We start from the raw sequence: 21,715 nt of genomic DNA, 5'->3' as shown, positions 1-21,715 counted from the left end.
TTCACGATTGATTAGGTATTAATACCTTCACAAGTATTAAAAAATACGTACTATTCAACACATCTTGTCTATTATAGCACTTTTTATGCATAAGGATAGATGTGTAACTTTTCTAAAAAAACTAATTTTGACGTAAATTAGATAATGTAGACGAAAACAAGGCAATTCTTATTCAAACATAGTAATTAAATCTTCTTCCGTAATGAAACTTTCACGCGGCTTACTACCCCTTGCCTCTGAGATAAAGCCATGTGATTCCAACATATCAATTAAACGAGCAGCACGATTATAGCCAATATGATACTTTCGTTGAATCAATGAAGTAGAAGCTCCACCTTGTTCAAAAACAAAACGGCAAACATCTTCAAACAAATCATCCTGTTCTGCGGATACCTCTGTTTTCTTCAATAGCTCCTCTTGATCAAAAATATAATCAGGCTCTCCTTGTTCACGAACATGCTCGATGATCGCTTCAATTTCATCATCTGTAACAAATGTACCTTGGAGACGTACTGGCGCTGACATACCGTTACCTAAATATAGCATATCGCCTCGTCCAAGTAACCTTTCTGCCCCCTGCCCATCCAAAATTGTACGAGAATCAATTTGTGAAGATACTGCAAAGGCAATACGTGTAGGAATATTGGATTTAATTAATCCTGTTATAACGTCTACAGATGGTCTTTGTGTTGCAACTATTAAATGGATTCCACATGCACGTGCCTTTTGAGCAATACGGCAAATTGCCTCCTCTACATCTGCTGGAGACATCATCATTAAATCGGCTAACTCATCAATAACAATTAAAATATATGGCAATTTTAAACTATGTTCATTATTTTTATCTGCTATTGCATTATAGCGCGTAATATCCCTTGCCCCTGCATGCGCAAACAGTTGATATCGACGTTCCATTTCCTCCACTGCCCATTTAAGAGCTGCCGTTGCAGCCTTCACATCTGTGATCACAGGGCTAACTAAGTGCGGGATATGGTTAAATGGTGCCAGTTCCACCATTTTAGGATCAATCAACATTAGTTTTAACTCATGTGGTGCAGCTTTATATAATAAACTAACCAAAATAGAATTGATACAAACGGATTTACCTGAGCCTGTCGCACCAGCAATTAAACCATGAGGCATTTTTCGTAAATCTAGTGTCACAGGCTTACCTGTTAGATCAAGACCTAATGCTGCCTCTAACGGCGAATCTGATTCAAGGAAGGATGCACTATTCGTCACTTCTGATAATCGTACAGCTCTTGATACTCGGTTTGGAATCTCAATACCAATCGAACTTTTCCCAGGGATCGGTGCTTGAATACGAATATCCTTTGCTGCTAAAGCAAGCTTTAAATCATCTGCTAAATTTCTGATTTTGCTTACCTTCGTACCATGACTCACAGTAATTTCGAATTGAGTAACTGCAGGTCCCTGCATAATCGATTCGATTTGGGCAGAAACCTGGAAATAAGAAAGTGCTTCCACCAATGTATCCCCTTGCTGCTCCATCCAATCTGTATCCTGTGTTTTTTCCTCAGGTAGCTCTAAATATTCGTCAGTTGGCTTTTGATAAACGTGCACAGGTATTGCTTTTTCCTCAACTGGTAGCTCCTGTTCAGCTTCTAAAACCTGTTCTAGATTTTCCATAGGTTTTACTGGAGAATTCTCTATAATTTTAGGAAGAACTTCAGTTACTGAAATGATCTCTGATTCTAGCTCTGTTGTTGCAGCAACTTCATCATCACTAATACTTGTAATCTCTGCTTCTTCATTCGAGGATACACGAGTCATAGTTGTTACAGGAGCCATTGTAATAACCGCTACTGGATTTTCTGATTGGGCTTCAGTAATGAGATCTTGTCTTTCATCTTCGTGCCGATTGTATTCAACATCTCCTTGAATTTGACTGAATAAAGCAGATTGTGAATCGCTTTCTTCCTCTAGCTGTGGTTCAACTAGATGTATAGCATCTGTATCTATGCTCTCCGAAGGCAGGGATTGTTCCTCTTCTTTAGCTTCCGTCACATCCAACAGCACATCTTCTACTGCTTCCAGATTACTTTCCACACGAATAGGCTGCGCCATTTTCATTTGCTGTTGAATCCGCCATTTTTCTTTATCTGTTTTTAACATGAGGACATTGAATGGAATACGACTTTTTTCTTCCTTTGGCATAGCATCAGATGATTTTTCTTCCATATCCATCTTATAGTCCTCTTCATTACTCGAAGGCTGTACGACAGTTACCTCTCCAATATGGATGGTAGAATTTTCAATTTGAACTTGTTCCACAATCAATTCTTTCACATGAATCTCAGACTGATCTGCAGAAAGCTGCTGTAAGGTTTGATCTTGTATAGCAGCTTCCTTCACTTGATCTTCAAATGCCATGGCAAAAGGTGTGGTTGGTGGCACCACGATATCTGTTGGCGCACTGTCCTGTATACCCTTTTCTTCTTCCAACACATTAGCATCAAATGTAATAGGTTCATGGAATTCATGTTCAATTTCAACATGATGACCAGTACTAGGCGGCTCTTTTTCTTCTAGTATATTTTCATTAGCCTCATTTGTTGTCGCTTCTTTTAATGGCTGATGAATTGTCAATATATCAGAGGTTGTCCTAGCCGTTTCTTGTAGCTCATGTTCTTCTTTTCTTTTATCCAATAATTCATTGATAGGACTTGGTTTCGCAAATCCATAAACCGGTGAAGGTACATCTGTTGGGATAAAGCGTTTCCGATTTTCAAGAAAATCGCTATCTACTTTTTGAACTTTTTGTTCTTGCCACTGTGGTTTATCTTTTGGCGCAGATGTTGTCTTAGGTATAATTGACTCTTCACGATCTTGTGCATCTCGAAAAACTAAACTCGCTCTTGAACGTTGTTCTTGTTCGATTGGTTGACTTTTCACAGTTGTTTTTCTACCAGTGCGTTTTGAACGATTCGCCAATAAATCTCGAATCCCTGATACATCTACATCATAAACGCTTGAATCAACGATATGTTGATTTAAATGCTTGGGTAAGGATAAATCCTCGATTTTCCCATAATAATCATCATTTTCTATCTGATTGAACATTTCTTTTGGTGGTGCTTGTGATACAACGCCTTCCTCATCATCGTCAATCAATGGGAAACGGAAAGTTTTTTGCTTAGTCATCGGCGCCTCTTGCTGAGTATGTAACTGTTCTGCTTGTTCCTCTCCGTAGTCCTCATAAAATTCTTCATACTCGTATTCATATTCATCTTTATTTAAAATTTTATTTATTTGTTTTTTAAACCAGTTCACTTCGTTTCACTCATTTCTCTTACACTTCATTTATAGCATTGTCTAGTATTGCTCAAATCAATAGCTCAATGTCTATATCAAAAGCATACCATAAAAACGCTCGCGAAACTTGCATTTAGAGGCTCATTCTACACAAAAAAATCGTTATGTTACTAGCATATTAGTAACATAACGATTTAGGGAATTTCACCTTGATACATTGGATAATATCATGATAAAATTTTTAAATTTTAATAATTTTATTATCAAAAAATGAGTTTATTATTTACTCAGTGATTCAAATGCACTACCTACGATAGCATCTTCAGGCAAAACTAAAATTCCTTTTTCAGATGGAGCATTAGGAATAGCTAGCTCACGTGCTGAACAAAGCATGCCAAATGAATCTACACCTCTTAAATTTCCTTCTTTAATAAGCATTCCTGAAGGCATTACCGCACCAATCTTTGCAACTACTACCTTTTGCCCTGCTTCTACATTAGGTGCGCCACAAACAATTTGTAAAGTCTCATCTCCAACGTTTACTGAACAGATACTTAATTTATCAGCATTTGGATGCTTTTCTTTCGTTGCTACAAAACCTATGACAAATTTCGGAGAGAAGTCAACATCTAGGCTAATGTTAGCACCGTTCTTTTCGATTGCTGCTGCTAATTGTTCAACTAACTCTGGAGTAACCTCAACTAATCCTTTTGCTTCTGTTTGTACATATTGGCTCGCATTAAATAAATTAAAAGCTTTAATTTCACCCGTTTGAGCTTCTTTTAATATAGCAATATCCCCTGCACGCTCTACTACTGTGTTAACGATAGACTCCGTTGCTAGTTGAACTAGTAATACATCTCCTACATGCTCTTTGTTGTAAAATACGTTCATTGTTTTTCTTGCTCCTTTTTCACTCTGTTTTTTGCTAAAATAAAGATCGGTTCTAATTCCCCGTCTTCATAAATAAAAGATAATGACGTGATCGGTACTGTACCGACTGCAAAGAAATGCATCGTCATCTGTGCTAATACATCATACCCTGTTTCATTCCGAATATCACCTATAATTAGCACATCTTGATGGGGCACAGATAATGTCATATCCCCCTCCACTTGCGTACGCATTTCTTTTAAAAAGCTCTCATTTAAAATTCGGCTTGCATCATAACCATCATTCATATTAACAAAATAAAAGATATTATTGGCGACCTCATCCTTTTTATAAGAGGTTGGTAATTGTTTAACTGAAAAACGTGCCATTTCACGAATTTGCTCTACACTTAATTGTAAAGCTTCCAGCATAGATTCATCGATAAAACGATAGGTTTTGCCTAAATCAAGCGCATAAAAGATGCGTGTTTCCGCTGTATGGTCTGTTGTAATAAACGCATGTCCCTCTTTTGATGCTTGAGGATATGATGTTGCACGAATAACTGGATAAATTTGTGTAGCCGTTTGGAAACCCTGTTCTTTTTCTTGTTCCATCGCATTAAAAGTTTGCGTAATCGTATACACAACCTCATCAATAGCTGCTTCTTGCTTATCATTGTATTTTGCTAAAATCCCAGGTAACGAAAGCTCCATACCTTTTTCAATCGTCTTATGATTCAATCTTAATTTATCGTGTTTTTTATCGAAATGAAAATCGTATTTCTCTTCGTTTAATCGTTTTCTTAATAGCTCTACAAGCTGCTCTGATTTCAATTGCTTCATATTTTCTCACATCCTATCTTCAAAATGAAACGGCTCACATGTTTGTGAACCGTCTTGTTCAATCTTGTTTATTTACTTCATCTTAACCGAATGAACGATTTTCGTCATCTCACGCAAATTATCTTCTATATGTTTGGCCGGAGAAATCGTGGTCATTTTCACGCCACCACTACTCACAATGAGCTCCATTTCATTCTCATCATCTGTTTTAAGTACGGCTGTAAAGCCAAAGCGACCATCTTTATCATAAGTAGTCTCCTCAATGATTTTATTAGCTTCATTGTCTTTTAAAAGATGATAATAAAGTTTACTATCTTGTGCTTCTTTATCGTTAATGAAGAGGATATAGCTTTCTTTTCCTTTTGAAATAACAATATTGTAAGCATCTGAACTATCTTCAACTTTAAAAGTTGAAGGTAAGTATAATTTAATATTCCCAATTTCCTCGGTATGTTCTTCAGGCTCTTCTGCAAAAACCGTTTCTGTGATTTGAAGTCCGTTGGCAATTTGCTCATCGATCGATTGATTGCAGCCAGAAAGCATCAGAAGTAACAGCGTCAGGCCAATAAATTGTAGCCATTTATATGACATGTCTCTCTTCCTTTCTCTTGCACTACTAACTAACTTTTTTTCTATTTTAAAAAAATTATTAGGAAGATGCAACCTCTCCGCATGCGCATCACTAATTCCATTTAACTATTTTTCAGAAAATGTGAACAAATATTGACCAACCAATAATGATACAATATGCTCAAACATCATTTGTCTGCTTACTAAACCTTGTGTAAAAATCCCTACTGCTCCAGTGCCCTGACGAATATCCCTGCGCTGTGTATATTGCTCCATGAGTGGACCAAGCTCTCCACCAGATCTGATTTCCTGGGCAATTTCTTTTGGTAAAATAATTTGTGCACCTGCCGCTGTAAATGTTGTCCCATCGGATACTGTTAGTGCACCCCAATTACATACATATATTTCGCCTTCTATTTCAGTTACACCACCTTCTAAACCAAAGGATAGTGATGCATCGGTTTTTATTATGGCATTTTTCGCGCGGTTCATCGCACCTAATCTCGTTTCTTCATTCGACATAGGCTGTTCTGATACTTCTGAGGCAGCTTTCACATAGGTAAAGGTTGTATCCTCAAAATATTTTTGAGCTACAGCTTCAACTGCTTCAGTTTTCGCTTTATTAGTTGTTCCAATTGCTATTTTCATCAAACCCCTACTTTCTTTCCATAGAAAAAGATGCCTTTTTACAGGCATCTTTCCAACTTCTTATACATTAGCGCGAATAGACTCTAAAGTCGAACGATCTGCTTTTTTCACTAATTCAACAATTAATGCTTTAGCAGCAGCATAATCATCAATGTGAATGATAGACGCAGATGTATGAATATAACGTGAGCAAACACCAATTACTGCACTTGGTACACCGTCGTTAGCTGTATGTACTCGTCCAGCGTCAGTTCCACCCTGTGATACAAAGTATTGGTAAGGAATATGGTTGGATTCAGCTGTATCTAAAATGAATTCTCGCATACCACGATGTGTCACCATTGTACGGTCAAGAATACGAAGTAATGTTCCTTTACCAAGCTGTCCAAATTGATCTTTTTTACCTGAAGTATCATTTGCTGGTGAAGCATCTAATGCAAAGAATAAATCCGGTTTAATCATGTTTGCTGACACTTGAGCACCACGTAAACCAACCTCTTCCATTACATTTGCCCCTGAATATAAATGAGATCCAAGCTTATCATTTTTGACTTCTTTCATTAATTCAATTGCTAGACCACAGCCATAGCGGTTATCCCAAGCCTTGGCCATAATTTTTTTCGGATTGGCCATTGGTGTAAATGGACAAACAGGAATGATGGATTGTCCTGGACGAACGCCCAATGCTAGCGCATCTTCCTTGCTGTCAGCGCCAATATCGATTAACATATTTTTTATTTCCATAGGCTTAGAGCGTTCTGCATCCGTTAATAAATGTGGTGGGATAGACGCGATAACACCAGGAATAGCTCCATTTTTCGTATAGACTTCTACACGTTGTGCAAGCATAACCTGGTTCCACCAGCCACCTAACGTCTGAAAACGGATCATGCCATTATCAGTAATAGAAGTAACCATAAATGCTACTTCATCCATATGACCTGCAACTAAAATTTTTGGTGCATCCGCAACATCACTATGCTTTACACCAAAAATCCCCCCCAAATTGTCTTGAACGATTTCATCTGAATACTTTTCCAACTCAGATCGCATGAACGCGCGAACAGCGTGCTCATTACCAGGAGCACCTGGTAGCTCTGTTAATGTTTTAAATAATTGCAATGTTTCCTCATTCATGTTGACTCTCTCCCCACGAAGTAGAATATTCTTCCTCGCCTATTGTAACATATTTATTTCCGAATTCGAAATATTGATACATTTCCTAAAACTGTTATCATGTGAACGTGCATTCACTCTATAGGCTATGCTAAAATATAGGTACAGAAAAAGGAGGAAGATGTATGAAATTACGTGATTTTTTAATTGGTGTTGCAACTGGCTTAGCTGCCGCAGTCATTATTAAAGAAGCTAGTGAAAAAGTTTCTCCGTTCGTACCTGCAGGACAAGTACTTGAAAACATAAAAAAAGAATTTAAAAAGGATGCACCGATTGACGGTTCCTGGATTTTTATGAAAACAGAAGATTATACAAATGGTATTATTACTATTCCTGTCTATCGTGGAGGCATCTCACGCATGCATGAGGGTGACATGCAAACATTTGAATTTGCAGCTGATGCACGCTCGGGCGTTGTAGTGGAATTAACAGAGGTTTAGCCCTAAAAAATAAGCAAAAGAAGCCATCTCATTTTTTTATTGAGATGGCTTCTCTTTATTATTCTGATAAACCTTTATTATTAAAGTATTTTTTATATTTGCGATAATAATTTAAGTTATTGAGTGTTAGCTTCACCCAACGCTTTGTATTCATATCTTCATTATAGTAAAGGGAGTTTGTGTATTTACCTTCACTAATTAATTTCTTCGCCTCTAATTTAAGCTTTTCGTTCGATGCATACTTGAATAATACACCTTTTGGAATAACCATCCACAGATGTTTATCCTCCACATAAGTAACTTCTTGCTCGATGTTTAACATATGATCATCAGCAACGTACTTCATTAAATTATGGCCACTTGCCGTAACATAATAGCTAGAACGTCCATTACGTAAATTAATTTCAAACAGCTTGTACTGCTTATCACGAATATCATATTTCATATCGAAATTGGCAAAGCCTGTATAGCCGATGTCCTCTAAGAAAAAACGTACTTGATCCATTAATTCCTTATCATATGTTGTTACGATTGCGGCATAACTTCCGATTCCTTCAGGTGAATGCTCTTCTAGAATAGGATTTCCTAGACACATCAGCTTCACTTTTCCATCTTTGCCCACATAAGCGTTAAGCACACGCATATATGAATCATCACCAGGGATAAATTCTTGAATAATCATCGTATCTTGATAGCTTGAGCTATAAATCGCTTTTAAAATAGCTGTTTTTTCTGCCTCATCATGCGCAACAAAAACTTTTTTCTTCCCTGGGAATTTACATGCCCAGTATTCAACAGAATTTGATGCCTTTAAAATAATTGGATACTCAAATGGAGGTGTAAAATTGTCATAATTATCTGCTGTTACAGTCGTTGTCCCTGGATATTTAAAATCGTATTTATCACACATCTTGTAGAAATTTTCTTTAAGTAAAATTTCATCCATTAGAGACTCATCGATGTAAGGTACTGTGAAATGCTCCTGTAGCGCTGGCTTATTTTTAATAATAAGCTTGGCATAATCGTCACCACACGCTAAGAGCAAAAGTTTTTTATCCGCATATTGCTTTGCAACTTGTGCAAGGGCAGGAGCAAATACATCCTGTTCATTCAAACGGTCGATTTCTTGAAATTGTAAGATATGGCTATCTTGTGTAGCTGTTAAATGAGAACGTCCTAAGACAAGTGGTTTAATTCCATATGCTTCGTAAAATGCACGGGCCATCCCATATGCATTCATATCAGATCCTAGTAAAACTGGTAAAAATGGTTGTTCAGTTGCCATGTTTATTTCAACTCTCTTTTATAATTTAGTTTCGTGTTTAGTGTATCATATTTTCCATCATCATCACGAACAAAAAAGCGAGGTATCGACATTTTACATGTCAATTACCTCGTCATTGTTAGAATGTAATTACAGCTTGTCTACTACGCTCAAGCTTAGCCTTGATTTCTTTCCCCGCTTCATCCCATTTAATCATACGGTAATAGGCATCATGGTAGAAAATAAAGCCATAGTTATTGGCAAGAGCTTCTTTCATAAGACGCTCTTTGGCAAAAACACTTGTCATTGGATAGTCATCATAAGCTAAAACCCATAATGGATTTTGATGAGCATGAGTAGGCATAATATCTGCCATATGCAAAAGTACTTCACCTTGTTGAGTAAGTTTAATGACAGCATGTCCTTCACTATGACCACCTGTATGAATCATCTCGATTCCTGGTGCTACTTCCAACTTATCTTCATAGGTTTCAACTAAGTGCTGCACAGGCTCCCAATTTTCTTTCCAGTACGTATTTTTCGAGCGAATATTTGGGTTACGCATCTCATCCCATTCAATTTTTGTTACAAAAATTTTAGCATTTGGGAAAGTAGGCACAAGCACATCATCCTGCCACTGAGTTAAGCCACCAGCATGATCAAAATGTAAATGTGTCATTAGCACCGCATCAATATCTGCTGTCGTTAAACCAAGTTCTTGTAAGCTATCCGCTAACGAAGATTCCTCTGTTACCCCAAAGTTTCTTAGCTGTTTTTCATTTAATTTGTTAAAGCCCACACCTGTATCAATAAGATAGTTTTTGCCCTCATATTGAATAAGAATTGGTTCTGTTGGTAATTCAATTTGATTTTTTTCATTGACTGGATATTTACGTGACCAAAGTGGTTTCGGTACAACTCCAAACATCGCACCACCATCTAGGCACGTAACACCCCCGTTAAGCCATGATAATGACATTTTGTGAAACTGTAACTGATCCATCCATATTCCCCCTACAATTTAGTGATAAATTGCGACTCTAAGCGATAAATCGGCTGTCCTTTTGCAGAAAATTTCTGCTCGTATTCAGTCATCACATTATCCTCAGGCATGCTTGCATGTAGGTCGAGTGATACATACTTTAGTAACATACCATATTCAGATATACTGATTAACGAAAATTCAAACAAACCACGGTTATCCGTTTTAAAATGGATTTCCCCATTATCCACTAAAATCGACTCATATAATTTCAAAAAACCCTCATGCGTCAAACGTCTTTTGGCATGACGTGTTTTTGGCCAAGGATCTGAGAAATTCAAATATACACGTGCTACATCATTTTTGTTAAAGAATTTATTTAAATCCGCGCCATTTACTTTAAGCAAACGTAAATTGGCTGGAGATTTTGCTTCTAGAATTTTCTCTAATGCACAAACGATTACACTATCATAAAGCTCAATGCCAATATAATTAATATCTGGGTTTTGTAAAGCCATTCCCGTAACAAATTGTCCCTTTCCAGTACCAACTTCTATATGAATTGGGTTGTCATTTCCGAAAACAGCCTGCCAATTTCCTTTAAAGTCTTCAGGATTCGGAACGATTACCTCTGGATGATTTGTAATCATTTCCTCTGCCCAAGGCTTATTTCTTAATCTCACTGTTGTTCCTCATTTCTTTCTTATAAAATTATTGATTTTTTTATAGTATAACGTATTCCTCTTACATTCGCATAAAATTATTGCGCAATGATATTATTTAAGAACTCTTTGTCATAATGTTCCATGCATTCTGTTGCACTGTACAGTGAATGGTAGAACCCGGATGGATACTTCCACTATAATTACCATCCATATGACAATCAACCTTGTGATCATTCACGATAATATCGAAATGTTGTCCTTGTAAAAATGTGATTTCCTTAAATTTCGTATGCTTTTCAAAAAAAACAGTCGCAAAAATAAGTAATAATTTCAGACGGGAAATATCATGGACGATTGTAATATCGACTCGACCATCATCTGCTTTTGCAGCTGGTGATATTTTCATCCCTCCGCCAAAATAAGGCTGATTGCACATGGCGACAAACCATGCTCGTTGGAATTGCCACTCTTGATGATCAGAACGTATCGTGACGTTAAAACATTCAAAGCTAAATAAGCCTCTAATGACAGCAATAGCATACGACAGCTTACCCAATCCTATTTTATTGAGGTAAAATTTAAGGCGAGATGTATTAATCGATTTTGTGACATAAGCATCAAAGCCTATGCCAGCATTATTGACAAAGATTCTATCCCATCTATTGCTGAGCTGAATACTTCCCGCATCTATTTTTGTATAGGCCGTGGAAGCATTCAATACATAGTCCTCGATTTGCTGAGCACTGTAAAATGTGGGAAATGAACGCGCAAAATCATTACCAGAGCCTGCACGAACCACACCGAGCACTAAAAATTCATTATGTACAACACCACTAAACACCTCATGGATGGTGCCATCTCCACCAACAACTATTAGTAATTTTTGATCCTGCTGTTGTGGAGCCCATTGTTTGGCAAGTTCTCGTCCATGTCCTTCATATTCCGTAAAAGCCACTTCATAATCTATCGTTAGCTGCTTTCGAAGTTGAGACCATACTTTCTTACCTTTTCCATTTCCAGCAGCTTCATTGACAATAAATAGAATTTGCATACTCAATCCTCTGTTGTTTGTGAAGCTTGCTGCCAAATATCTCTATTAAACGAAGTAGTTTGTACAGTATTTAGAATCGCTTGAGCCGCACGTATTTGCATATGCTTCATTGGAGAGGAAGCCTTTCGCAAATGCTCCATCCATTCTCCGTAATTTCGACGATCAACAAAACGAATCCCATATGGTGAACCCGGATAATCAAAATAACCATTTCGAGTTAATACCACTTTTCGAATAGGCATATCTATATTCTCTTCTTTAAACAATTGGGATAGTACCGACTCCATACGGGCTAAGTTTATCGTTGGATTCAGAACTTTAGAGTCCTTTGTCCCCACCTTTTTCATCCAAAAGCGATCACTTCCACCAACGTATACAGCTTGATTATCTGCTTCCAAAACGGTAATACAAATACACTCCGTCGGAGACATTAACACAACATCAAGCTCAATCGGTGCTTTTCTTATTTGTAGAATAGGATAATAAAACAACAAGAAATTATCTGGTAATGTTTGTAATAAAGTACGTAGTAACGAGTCACGCATGAAGCGAGGATCTACATATGATTTTTCACGTAATGTTGAACTAGCCCATTTCATTTGGAAATGGAAGAATTGATCAATAAACATTCGCTTCAATTCATGGATGGATTGCGGAGCATACACAATCTTAGGTTCAAATGTTAGGGTTGTTTCTTCTTCTGGAATGGTATCCTCACTACTTATGAGCTCGTTTGATATTTCTATTTCTTCTACGTCTTCTGCTGCTTCTTTTTGTCGTCCTGTAAATATTTTTTTAATAAAGGAAAATCGCTCTTTCTCCTCGAAAGTATCCGCTTCTGACTCATTATCAATATGTTGCCACTCGCTTATATCTTCTCCCAATTCCCATTGACGCTTAATGCGATCCCATTGACTTTTCTTCAAGCGTACAAATTGTGTAGGATATCTTGCTAAGTCAATTTGATAGCGAGAAATATAATCTTGTATTTTCACTAATTGTGCCATGTAAAGGTCACTCCATTCTTCCTTACCATCTCGTTAGTTCTCTCTTTTCTCGATTGCTTACGATAAAAGAGTCTATGCATTCTTATGTATTCATTACATCGACATTTGTTCTACAAATTTCAACCTGTAAGATTATGCTACTATCCTTTTCATTTTACATGACGAGACCCAACATTACACCATAAATAAAGAGAACTATCCATACAGATAGTTCCCTACAAGGTTCTTTTATTTAGTATTGATTGAAAGTGGTAATTTCGCTTCAAATGTTTGCTGTAATTGACGAGTCCATTCACCTGGAACTCCAGCACCAATTTGGTTGCCGTCCACATCAATGACTGGCGTGACCTCAGAAGATACAGACGACACAATGATTTCATCCATTGTTAGTAAATCCGCTTTCGTCATTGGCTCTTCGATCACTGGTAAATTAATTTCTTCCGCACATTTTAAAATGACTTGACGTGTAATGCCATTTAAGATGAAATTATTAGCTGGATGTGTATAAAGTTTACCATCTTTAATGCCATAAACATTTGCTGAAGAGCATTCTGTCACGATATCTCCGCGATGTAAAATCGCTTCATAGCAACCTTTTTCAGCAGCTTCTTGTTTTGCTAAAACTGCACCAAGCAGGTTTAAAGATTTAATGTCACAACGTAACCAACGAATATCCTCAACAAAAGTGGCTTTAACACCTTTTTCAAAGTTTTCATATGCACGTTCGCCCGCTTTTACATTACCAGTTAATATAGCTGGAATACTTGCATCCGGGAAAATGTGATTACGGGAATTAGCTCCACGAGTGATTTGAAAATAAACATGTCCTGTTTCCAAATTATTCTTTTCAATTAACTCATGTAGTAATTTGTGTAAAACGTCTTTTGTATAAGGAATAACAAGGCGAATTTTTTCGGCGCTCGCATAGAAACGATCAATGTGCTCTTGTGCTGTAAACATATTTCCGTTATATACTTTGATTACTTCATAAATACCGTCACCGAACTGATAACCTCTGTCTTCAGGTGAGATTGCAATAGATCCTTCTTCAACAATTTGATCATTCCATAATGAATATGCCATTTTCCGTTCATCCTTTTCGTCTTTATGTTATTTTTTTCCCGCAAGCTCAACAATTGCTTCCGCATAAATAGCCGCTGCTTTTACAAGATTTTCAACCACTACAAACTCATCCGCCCGATGCGCCACATCTTGCTCCCCAGGGAATAACATGCCAAATGCCACGCCCTTTTTCAGAACACGTGCATACGTCCCACCACCTGTAGATAATAGCGGTGTTTCTGTATCACCTGATTGACGTCTATAAATGGACGCTAATGTTTGGATAAATGGGTCATCTTCACTGACATAATGAGGCTTAGAGTCGTCTTGAATATCTAATGAAAATCCTCTTTTTACAACTAAACGTTGAGCCTCTGTAATTTTTTCATCGAATGGATAGGACACAGAATAGCGCATACTAATTACTAAACTGCCACCTTTACTAACATCATAGCTAACAATGCCTGGATTTAACGTTGTATGACCAGACATGGCATCTTCAAATTGTAATTCAAGCTGATGGCCATAATGATCCTGATAAAAAACATCTGCGATAAAGTCGACAAATTGTTTACTTGACTCAGTCGTCAACTCTTGTTGTAAAAACGCAGCAAGATAAACAGCCGCATTGACACCTTTTTCTGGTTCCATTGCATGGGCTGCTTTACCTTTGATAGTTATTATATAGCGAGAGTCCTCCATTAATAAAGAGCCATCTAGCTGATTTTTGCTTAAAAATGTTTGAAAATTCTGTTCGAATTGCGCTGATGCATGCTGAACTGTTGCTTTGGCCAAATCTGGTACCATATTTGGGCGCTTTCCTGCATTAAATAGTAGTAGTTGTTCTTTCGTTGCATCACCCACTTTATTTTGAGAGAACACAAGCTCAGCAATGCCTTTCTCAGCATTAATGAGCGGGAAATCTGCATCGGGTGCAAAACCGATTGACGGCATTTCCTCCTGTTTGAAATAGTGGTCGACACAGCGGAACCCTGTTTCTTCATCCGTACCAACGATCATTCGCACTCTTTTATCTAATTGAATACCTGCATCTTTGACAAGTTTCATGGCCATCCATGCCGCAACTGTAGGGCCTTTATCATCAATTGCACCACGTGCATACAGCTTACCATCAACTACAGTGCCGCTAAATGGTGGGTATGTCCAATCAGCTTCATCTCCAATTGGAACCACATCAACATGACATAAAATACCTAATAATTCTTCACCTGCACCCATTTCGATATGTCCAGCATAGTTATCAACATTTTTCGTTAGTAACCCTTCTTTTTGTCCCTTTGCTAGTAACCATTCAAGCGCTTGAAGTGGACCATTACCAAAAGGTATCTCAGTAGTTCTTGTATCCTCATCAAGAATACTATTAATTTGCACAAGCTCCTGTAACTCTTGTACTAATTCATCTTGCCTTTCTTTTGCAGCCTGTAACCAATTCATACCATGTACCTCCTTCAAGTATTAACATTATTCTACACCTTACAACATATATGACAATCTTCTTTCTGACAACTATTTTCAGCAACTTCTACTGACACTACCACATATAGCATGTTTTTCAGGTATTCCCACAAAATACAGTAAAAATTTTATGTTTCTATTGTAAATTTCTATTGCATTCACTAGAAAATCATGTAGTTTTTCTATATAATGAAGTTATCAGAATAATTCTTCTGACTATAAAAATTAGAAAAGGGGATGTCTAAGGCAGCTACTTAATAGCCTAAGTGCACTCCGCACATATTGTCGTCCGCTAGTCTTTGCCAAGAGAATTAAGATGAAGGAGTGGTTCATTTAATGAAACCAACTACTGATCGAATGCTTAATCGTATTAAAGACGTGTACATGTTTATTTTAGACAAAGGAACCGTGTCTACACAGGATTTAGTCGAAGAGTTTAGTATCACTCCTCGCACCGTTCAAAGAGATTTGAACGTGTTAGCCTTTAACGATTTGGTGACGAGTCCAAGTCGAGGCAGATGGACAACGACGAAGAAAAAAGTAAAATTGACGTCTTAGTTTTACGTAGAATGCGTAAAGCATTGTGTATGGAAAAGAATGACCTTTCGTCGGGGTCATTCTTTTTTTGTTGTTAGAAGATTATTAGATATTGTGGATCTTCTTGGATTAATCGAAGACAATCATTATTTTGCTGCTTCATTGGCAGTAGAAATAAGAAAATTAGTTAAAAGTTCATCTTGCTCCTTTAAATAAAATGAAGCTCGTTTAGTCATTTCTCGTTTAACTTTACTGGAACGTATCTCCCGAGAGTATTTTGACTATTTACAGTTGCTTAACAATCCGTTAAACTCGAAACATTCTAAATTGTTGAGAGGAGGGTTTTATATGAAACTGTCAAATTTGTTTCATCCATTAGTTTGGATTATTTTGGGTGGAACAGTTTTCACACGTATTGCAAGCTTTATGGCAATGCCTTTTTTAGCTATTTATTTACATAATGAAATTGAAGCCACTCCTTTACAAATTGGATTGACGATTGGGATTGCACCCCTTATTTCTACTGTTGGGGGGTTTTTTGGTGGATATTTAACGGATCGTTTCGGAAGGAAAAGTGTCATTTTATTAACGATCATTGTATGGAGCCTCGTATTCTTTGGCTTTGCCACTGTCCATACAGTTTGGTTATTTATTCTATTCAACGCCTTGAACGGTCTTTGTCGCTCATTTTTTGAACCTTCCACTCAGGCATTAATGATTGATTTTACACCTGCTGATAAACGGAAAAGACTGTTTTCATTACGGTACACGGCCATTAATATTGCCGCAGTCATTGGCCCAATAATAGGCGTCTACATCTCGCAGTTAGCAAGTCCAAGTATACCTTTTATGCTAACTGGTATTATGTATATTATTTACGCCATATTTTTATTTTTCGTGTTAAATCGTTATCAAATGCAACAACAAAAAGCTGTTACGCAAACAAAAATTTTGCACACCTTCACAATCCTTTTAACAAATCGTGTGTTGCTTAGCTTTATTTTTGGGGCGATCCTTATCAATATCGGGTACTCTCAATTTGATTCGACATTGCCACAATTCATTGAATTAACTGTTGAAAATGGAACAAAACTGTATTCCCTATTGATTTCACTTAATGCAGCGGTCGTCTTATTATTACAATTACCTATTAGTATTGTGTCTGAACGATTCTCATCATCCGCCACTTTATTAATCGGTATTCTATTTTTTGCTATCGGCCTATTCATGTTCGGGTTCTCCGACAACTATACGCTCTATATCATCGCCATGATTATTTTTACGATTGGAGAAATATTTGCCTTCCCTACAATGAATGTCATGATTGATGAAATTGCGCCTGACACTCAAAAAGCGACCTACCTTGGCGCTGCGCAGTTTAAAAATTTAGGGGGCTTTATCGGACCCATTATAGGAGGTTGGCTATTAACGCACTATATGGATGCCATGTTTGCAATTATAGCTGTCCTAGTATTGTGTAGTTGTATCTTTTATCGATCTAAAACATCAACACATTAAAAAACGCTCCATATCTATCAAATAGCTTAATTTGCTATTTATAGTATGGGGCGTTTTTTAAAGCTTGGCATCTTCGTCAGCAGCGACTTCAGCATAGCTAGAGTATTGGTCTTTACCAGCATTTTTCGATTGATATAGTGCTTGGTCCGCTCGCTCAAATAAGCTCATTTCTGAATCTTCGGGATGATGATAAATTGCCCCTCCCATACTCACCGATAGTACCGACCATTTCTCTATGTCTTGACCTTCGAATTTAAGAGTTCTTATTTGCGCCAAGATGGCATCTGCTAGCTGTTGCATATGATGCTCTGTTGTATCATACAAAACAATGGCAAATTCATCTCCACCAAACCTTACGACAAAACCTTCTTTTTTCACTACTTTTTTTAAGATTTTGGCCGTTCCAATTAAGATATGGTCCCCTTCAGCATGGCCAAACTGATCATTTACTTGTTTAAAATTATCTAAATCGATTAACAATAATCCTGGCCTATTTATTTTTCTTTTCTTTAGTAAGCTATCCATTTTTCGAATATAGGTTGCACGATTATAGACACCTGTTAACGGATCAAAAGTGGCGAGATGGATTGTTTTAGAAAGTATTTTATTAATAACTAACAGCATGACAAAGGCGGTTACTAAAGCAATGACTAGTAAAACCCAAAATTGTTTTGTGTTTTTTTGAAGCGCTTCCATTTTTGTGAAATTAGCATATTTCACATAAACAATTCTTTTGGAAGACTCCCCTCTGATCGTCTCTGCTTCATAGGGTAAAAAGAGATGCGTTTCAATAAACCCCTGATTAAATGCTTGTTGATACTCTACAGGCTGCATCTTTTTCCTTGCTAGCTCAAAATATTTCTGAAACTGTTCGGATTGTTCTTGAACGGTTATCCGCTTCGCTTTTGAATCATTAAAGAAAACCCCACCAGCACTAATCGTTTGTACTTCTACTAAATCAACGTATTTTGCTACCAAATATTCTGAAGTTTTCTCAAAGTTAAAGGTTTGAAAGACTGGGTTTTTCAATAAGTCTATACTTAGTTCAAGTAGATATTTCTTATCATGTGTAGCAAGGTAGGCAAATTTTCGGTATTCTCCTGTCGTTGTGGAAATGTCTATCCCGTCTGTGAAAAACTCTCCGCTCGCACGTCGCTCATCCAATAATGCAGAAAAACGCTGACAGCACTTAGAAAAATTGAAACCAATATCTTTATCAAATGTTGTGTATATCACTGTGTTAGACTGATCTACTATGTATATATCCATATTATGTTTATTTTTCATTTGTTGTAAATCCCATGTAGCAACATTGGGATTCTCACGATAATAGTTTTTTAAAGCTCTCAGTTCCTGCTCCATCTCGTCTGACATGTCTTCATCAAAATATAGATGAGCATTATCTACTGTTCGCATATCTGTAAGAATATGATTTTCTATTAACACTCTATTCCTGGCAACTTGTTCTTCTATATCATCAACTAATATTTGCCTATTCACACTTGAAATTACAGCAACCAGGATAACTGCAAAAGCTATTAAAGATAGTAATAATTTAATTCGCAGGTTCTTCATTATTGGCCCTCTACTTATTTTCACCATCATTTTTTTTGAAATATTTTAGACAATAATACGCTTCTTCACTATACTAAGATAACACATTACATATTATACAGTTACTGTCATAAGGCTGTATATAAAAAATCCCCGATGCTAACTTAGCACCGAGGAACACGTTAAGGGTTATTTTGTAAGCAGTTTAATTCTTCTGCAGTTAGCTCACGATATTCTCCTAACGCCAGGTGATCATCTAATTTTAGATTCCCCATAGATATACGCTTTAGATAGGTTACACGTTTACCTACAGACTCAAACATTCGCTTCACCTGGTGAAATTTGCCTTCCTGAATGGTTAGCTCAATTTCAGATTGTGACGCAGATTTTAGAATAACAAGCTTGCCAGGCTTTGTCATATACCCATCATCTAGCTCCACGCCTTCTGCAAATTTCTCTACGTCCTCTTCCGTTACAACACCTTCAATATGTGCGTAATAAACCTTTGGCACGTGTTTTTTAGGAGACAATAAATTATGAGCTAATATACCATCATTCGTTAATACCAGTAGACCTTCTGTATCTTTATCGAGTCGGCCAACCGGAAAAGGTTGAAAATGCTGGTCAAATGGCTCCAATAGGTCAATAACTGTTTCATCTCTTAAATCTTCTGTTGCAGAAATAACACCTGGTGGTTTATTCATCATAAAATAGACAAACTCTGTATAAACGACACGCTCTCCATAGACGGACACATTTTGCTGTTCTGGGTCAACATGCATAGCAGCATCTTTGACAGAAGCACCATCTACTGTGACAGCTTTTTGCTTTAAAAGCTGTTTAACTTCCTTGCGTGAGCCATATCCCATATTTGCAAGTAATTTATCTAACCGCATCTTACCACTCCTATTTCATTCCCAGCTTGCTCATAATACGAGTTAATCGTTCACCTAATAGCTTTTGTGCCAAACCTATACGGAGTGACAAGAAGCCATAGACAGCTACGCCAACAACTGCACAAATAACAGAGAACAGTAATGCTGAGAATTTACTATCAACTGGACCCATTAGTAATTCCAGTAGCTTATGGACAATCAACACACTGACCGCCATCGCCATAGTCAATAATGCAATTAACATGACACGTCTAACGACCATCTCTGATCGATAATTTAATGTTTTACGTAACACAAGAATATTAATAATAATGGATACACTATAACCGATTGCAGTTGCTACAATAGCACCATCTGCCTCCAACAAACGAATTAATGGGATATTTAGCGCTAGTTTAACGAAAATTCCTGATAATAAGCTGAAGACAATCCATTTTTGAAAATCAATTCCTTGTAATAGGGCAGCTGTTACTTGGAATAAAGCAAATAAAATGGCTACAGGTGCATAATGGGCTAAAATCATCGAACCCATTTCACTTTCAGAATACAGCATAAAGTAAATTTCATTTGCTAATAGAGAAATACCAACTACGGCTGGCAATGTAATGAAAATTAAAATTTGGTAGGTTTTATCCATCGCATGACGTAGCGATAAATATTCGCCCTGTGTGTAATATTTTGTAATTGTCGGGACAAGTGCCATCGAAAAACCTGTTGCTAGCATGACAGGAATGATGACAACCTTATGTGTCATAAAGTTAATCATCGATAGATAGGTATCTGTCACCTCAGCTAAGCCAATGGATGTCATAGCCCCATTAAATGTAAGCATATCGACTAATTGGAATAGTGGATTGGCTACACCTACGAACACCATTGGTATGGAGTAGGTAATAACTTCTTTATAAATATTGGACATGGGCAGTTGTGTAGAGGTTACACTTTGACTGCGTAATAAGTTAAATTCAGGCTGATATTTTTTCCAATAATAATAAAGAACACCTAAGCCACCAATCGCTCCGATAAAGGCTGCAAATACTGCGAAGGAAATGGCAGTCTCTGGTTTACCTTTGAACACAACCACCACGATGAAGGAACCGCCTAGTAACACGACAATTCGCACAATTTGCTCTACTAATTGTGAAACAGCGGTAGGCTCCATTTTGTCATAGCCTTGGAAGAAACCTCTCCAAAGACTCATAAAAGGTACAACAATTAAGGCAAAGCTAACCCATCTTATGACCGAAGCAATCTGATCTACTGTAAAAACTTGTTCTTCACTTTTAATCACTAATCCTGCTATAGGTGTAGCAAGGAAAAAGAGGGCAATAAATGCTGCAAAACCTGTCATCATCATAATGAGTATGCCCGATTTCATCAGTTTTCGACCTGATTGATAATCCCCCATTGCATTGTATTTAGAAACAAATTTGGAGACAGCAATGGGCGCACCTGATATGGCGATTGCCAGCATAATAGAGTAAGGGATGTATGCATATTGATAGAGCGCGATATTTTTCTCTCCGACAATTGCATAAAACGGAAAAATATAAATTAATCCGAGCACCTTCGATAAAAACATCCCCAATGTTAATATCGCAGTACCTTTCATTAAATTGGACATCATACCCATCCATTCATTGTAAAATCAATATTATAGTTATACTTCCAAACGTACTTATAAAAATCTTTTCGTTTTTTATTGTCACAACATGCAAACGCTGTCACTCGAAAGTTTCATAAGTAAACCAACTGTAATCTTAACATATTTATAGGAAATGAGACGCATAAAATCATCAAAAAGTTCATTTAAAAGTTTACTTGATGAAAAAAGACCTGAAAATAATCGGTGAGGATTACAAAAACCCCACCGATTAA

Annotated in this window: 19 protein-coding genes; 3 read left to right on the top strand and 16 right to left on the bottom strand. The window is 37.1% G+C overall.

What is annotated here, in order from left to right:
* Positions 1-168: 168 nt before the first annotated feature.
* The 6 genes from KVT27_RS12380 to KVT27_RS12355 all read right to left on the bottom strand — a co-directional run bounded on the left by KVT27_RS12380 (position 169) and on the right by KVT27_RS12355 (position 7,346).
* Positions 169-3,294, bottom strand: a complete 3,126-nt coding sequence (locus KVT27_RS12380; RefSeq protein ID WP_036149454.1) for a DNA translocase FtsK — start codon at positions 3,292-3,294, stop codon at positions 169-171.
* 261 nt (positions 3,295-3,555) lie between these two features.
* A complete protein-coding gene (gene ytpR, locus KVT27_RS12375; RefSeq protein ID WP_036149455.1) occupies positions 3,556-4,170 on the bottom strand; it encodes a YtpR family tRNA-binding protein in 615 nt (204 codons plus the stop codon).
* On the bottom strand, positions 4,167-4,991 hold the full coding sequence (locus KVT27_RS12370; protein WP_036149456.1) for a DUF1444 domain-containing protein: 825 nt from the start codon (positions 4,989-4,991) through the stop codon (positions 4,167-4,169). Before KVT27_RS12370 ends, ytpR begins: the two co-directional genes overlap by 4 nt.
* Positions 4,992-5,063: 72 nt before the next feature.
* Complete coding sequence (locus KVT27_RS12365; protein ID WP_036119648.1) at positions 5,064-5,582, bottom strand: hypothetical protein; 519 nt, start codon at positions 5,580-5,582, stop codon at positions 5,064-5,066.
* A gap of 105 nt (positions 5,583-5,687) precedes the next feature.
* On the bottom strand, positions 5,688-6,209 hold the full coding sequence (locus tag KVT27_RS12360) for a DUF84 family protein (RefSeq protein WP_036119650.1): 522 nt from the start codon (positions 6,207-6,209) through the stop codon (positions 5,688-5,690).
* Positions 6,210-6,269: 60 nt separating this feature from the next.
* A complete protein-coding gene (locus KVT27_RS12355) occupies positions 6,270-7,346 on the bottom strand; it encodes a M42 family metallopeptidase (protein WP_036119652.1) in 1,077 nt (358 codons plus the stop codon).
* A gap of 164 nt (positions 7,347-7,510) precedes the next feature.
* Between KVT27_RS12355 and KVT27_RS12350 the strand changes: the two genes are divergently transcribed.
* A complete protein-coding gene (locus tag KVT27_RS12350; protein ID WP_008176726.1) occupies positions 7,511-7,825 on the top strand; it encodes a hypothetical protein in 315 nt (104 codons plus the stop codon).
* A gap of 58 nt (positions 7,826-7,883) precedes the next feature.
* Here KVT27_RS12350 and KVT27_RS12345 read toward each other — a convergent pair whose 3' ends face one another.
* The 7 genes from KVT27_RS12345 to pepV all read right to left on the bottom strand — a co-directional run bounded on the left by KVT27_RS12345 (position 7,884) and on the right by pepV (position 15,311).
* The gene (locus KVT27_RS12345; protein ID WP_008176723.1) at positions 7,884-9,110 is read right to left on the bottom strand and encodes a carboxylate--amine ligase; all 1,227 of its coding nucleotides are present in this window, start codon (positions 9,108-9,110) and stop codon (positions 7,884-7,886) included.
* Positions 9,111-9,228: 118 nt separating this feature from the next.
* The gene (locus KVT27_RS12340) at positions 9,229-10,092 is read right to left on the bottom strand and encodes a YtnP family quorum-quenching lactonase (RefSeq protein ID WP_217581414.1); all 864 of its coding nucleotides are present in this window, start codon (positions 10,090-10,092) and stop codon (positions 9,229-9,231) included.
* Between the two features lie 11 nt (positions 10,093-10,103).
* Complete coding sequence (trmB, locus tag KVT27_RS12335) at positions 10,104-10,754, bottom strand: tRNA (guanosine(46)-N7)-methyltransferase TrmB (RefSeq protein WP_036119659.1); 651 nt, start codon at positions 10,752-10,754, stop codon at positions 10,104-10,106.
* A 97-nt stretch (positions 10,755-10,851) separates the two neighbouring features.
* Positions 10,852-11,787, bottom strand: a complete 936-nt coding sequence (locus tag KVT27_RS12330) for a diacylglycerol/lipid kinase family protein (RefSeq protein ID WP_217581516.1) — start codon at positions 11,785-11,787, stop codon at positions 10,852-10,854.
* A 2-nt stretch (positions 11,788-11,789) separates the two neighbouring features.
* On the bottom strand, positions 11,790-12,794 hold the full coding sequence (locus tag KVT27_RS12325) for a nuclease-related domain-containing protein (protein ID WP_036149462.1): 1,005 nt from the start codon (positions 12,792-12,794) through the stop codon (positions 11,790-11,792).
* A 228-nt stretch (positions 12,795-13,022) separates the two neighbouring features.
* The gene (gene dat / locus KVT27_RS12320; protein WP_036119664.1) at positions 13,023-13,877 is read right to left on the bottom strand and encodes a D-amino-acid transaminase; all 855 of its coding nucleotides are present in this window, start codon (positions 13,875-13,877) and stop codon (positions 13,023-13,025) included.
* A 27-nt stretch (positions 13,878-13,904) separates the two neighbouring features.
* On the bottom strand, positions 13,905-15,311 hold the full coding sequence (pepV, locus tag KVT27_RS12315) for a dipeptidase PepV (protein WP_036149463.1): 1,407 nt from the start codon (positions 15,309-15,311) through the stop codon (positions 13,905-13,907).
* 357 nt (positions 15,312-15,668) lie between these two features.
* Between pepV and KVT27_RS12310 the strand changes: the two genes are divergently transcribed.
* Both KVT27_RS12310 and KVT27_RS12305 read left to right on the top strand, forming a co-directional pair.
* A complete protein-coding gene (locus KVT27_RS12310) occupies positions 15,669-15,890 on the top strand; it encodes a DeoR family transcriptional regulator (protein ID WP_004226074.1) in 222 nt (73 codons plus the stop codon).
* Positions 15,891-16,217: 327 nt separating this feature from the next.
* Complete coding sequence (locus KVT27_RS12305; RefSeq protein WP_036149464.1) at positions 16,218-17,387, top strand: MDR family MFS transporter; 1,170 nt, start codon at positions 16,218-16,220, stop codon at positions 17,385-17,387.
* 57 nt (positions 17,388-17,444) lie between these two features.
* Here the strand turns inward: KVT27_RS12305 and KVT27_RS12300 are convergent, their stop codons facing one another.
* The 3 genes from KVT27_RS12300 to KVT27_RS12290 all read right to left on the bottom strand — a co-directional run bounded on the left by KVT27_RS12300 (position 17,445) and on the right by KVT27_RS12290 (position 21,461).
* Entirely contained in the window at positions 17,445-18,962 is a 1,518-nt protein-coding gene (locus tag KVT27_RS12300) for a GGDEF domain-containing protein (RefSeq protein WP_150907005.1), read from the bottom strand.
* Between the two features lie 161 nt (positions 18,963-19,123).
* The gene (locus KVT27_RS12295) at positions 19,124-19,837 is read right to left on the bottom strand and encodes a pseudouridine synthase (RefSeq protein ID WP_036119674.1); all 714 of its coding nucleotides are present in this window, start codon (positions 19,835-19,837) and stop codon (positions 19,124-19,126) included.
* Between the two features lie 10 nt (positions 19,838-19,847).
* Positions 19,848-21,461 (bottom strand): putative polysaccharide biosynthesis protein, encoded by a 1,614-nt coding sequence (locus KVT27_RS12290; RefSeq protein ID WP_025117504.1) that lies wholly within the window; start codon positions 21,459-21,461, stop codon positions 19,848-19,850.
* Positions 21,462-21,715: the final 254 nt, after the last annotated feature.

This window comes from Lysinibacillus sp. GbtcB16 (genome assembly GCF_019091145.1).
Classification (GTDB): domain Bacteria; phylum Bacillota; class Bacilli; order Bacillales_A; family Planococcaceae; genus Lysinibacillus; species Lysinibacillus fusiformis.
This window is presented reverse-complemented; position numbering and strand designations above follow the sequence as displayed.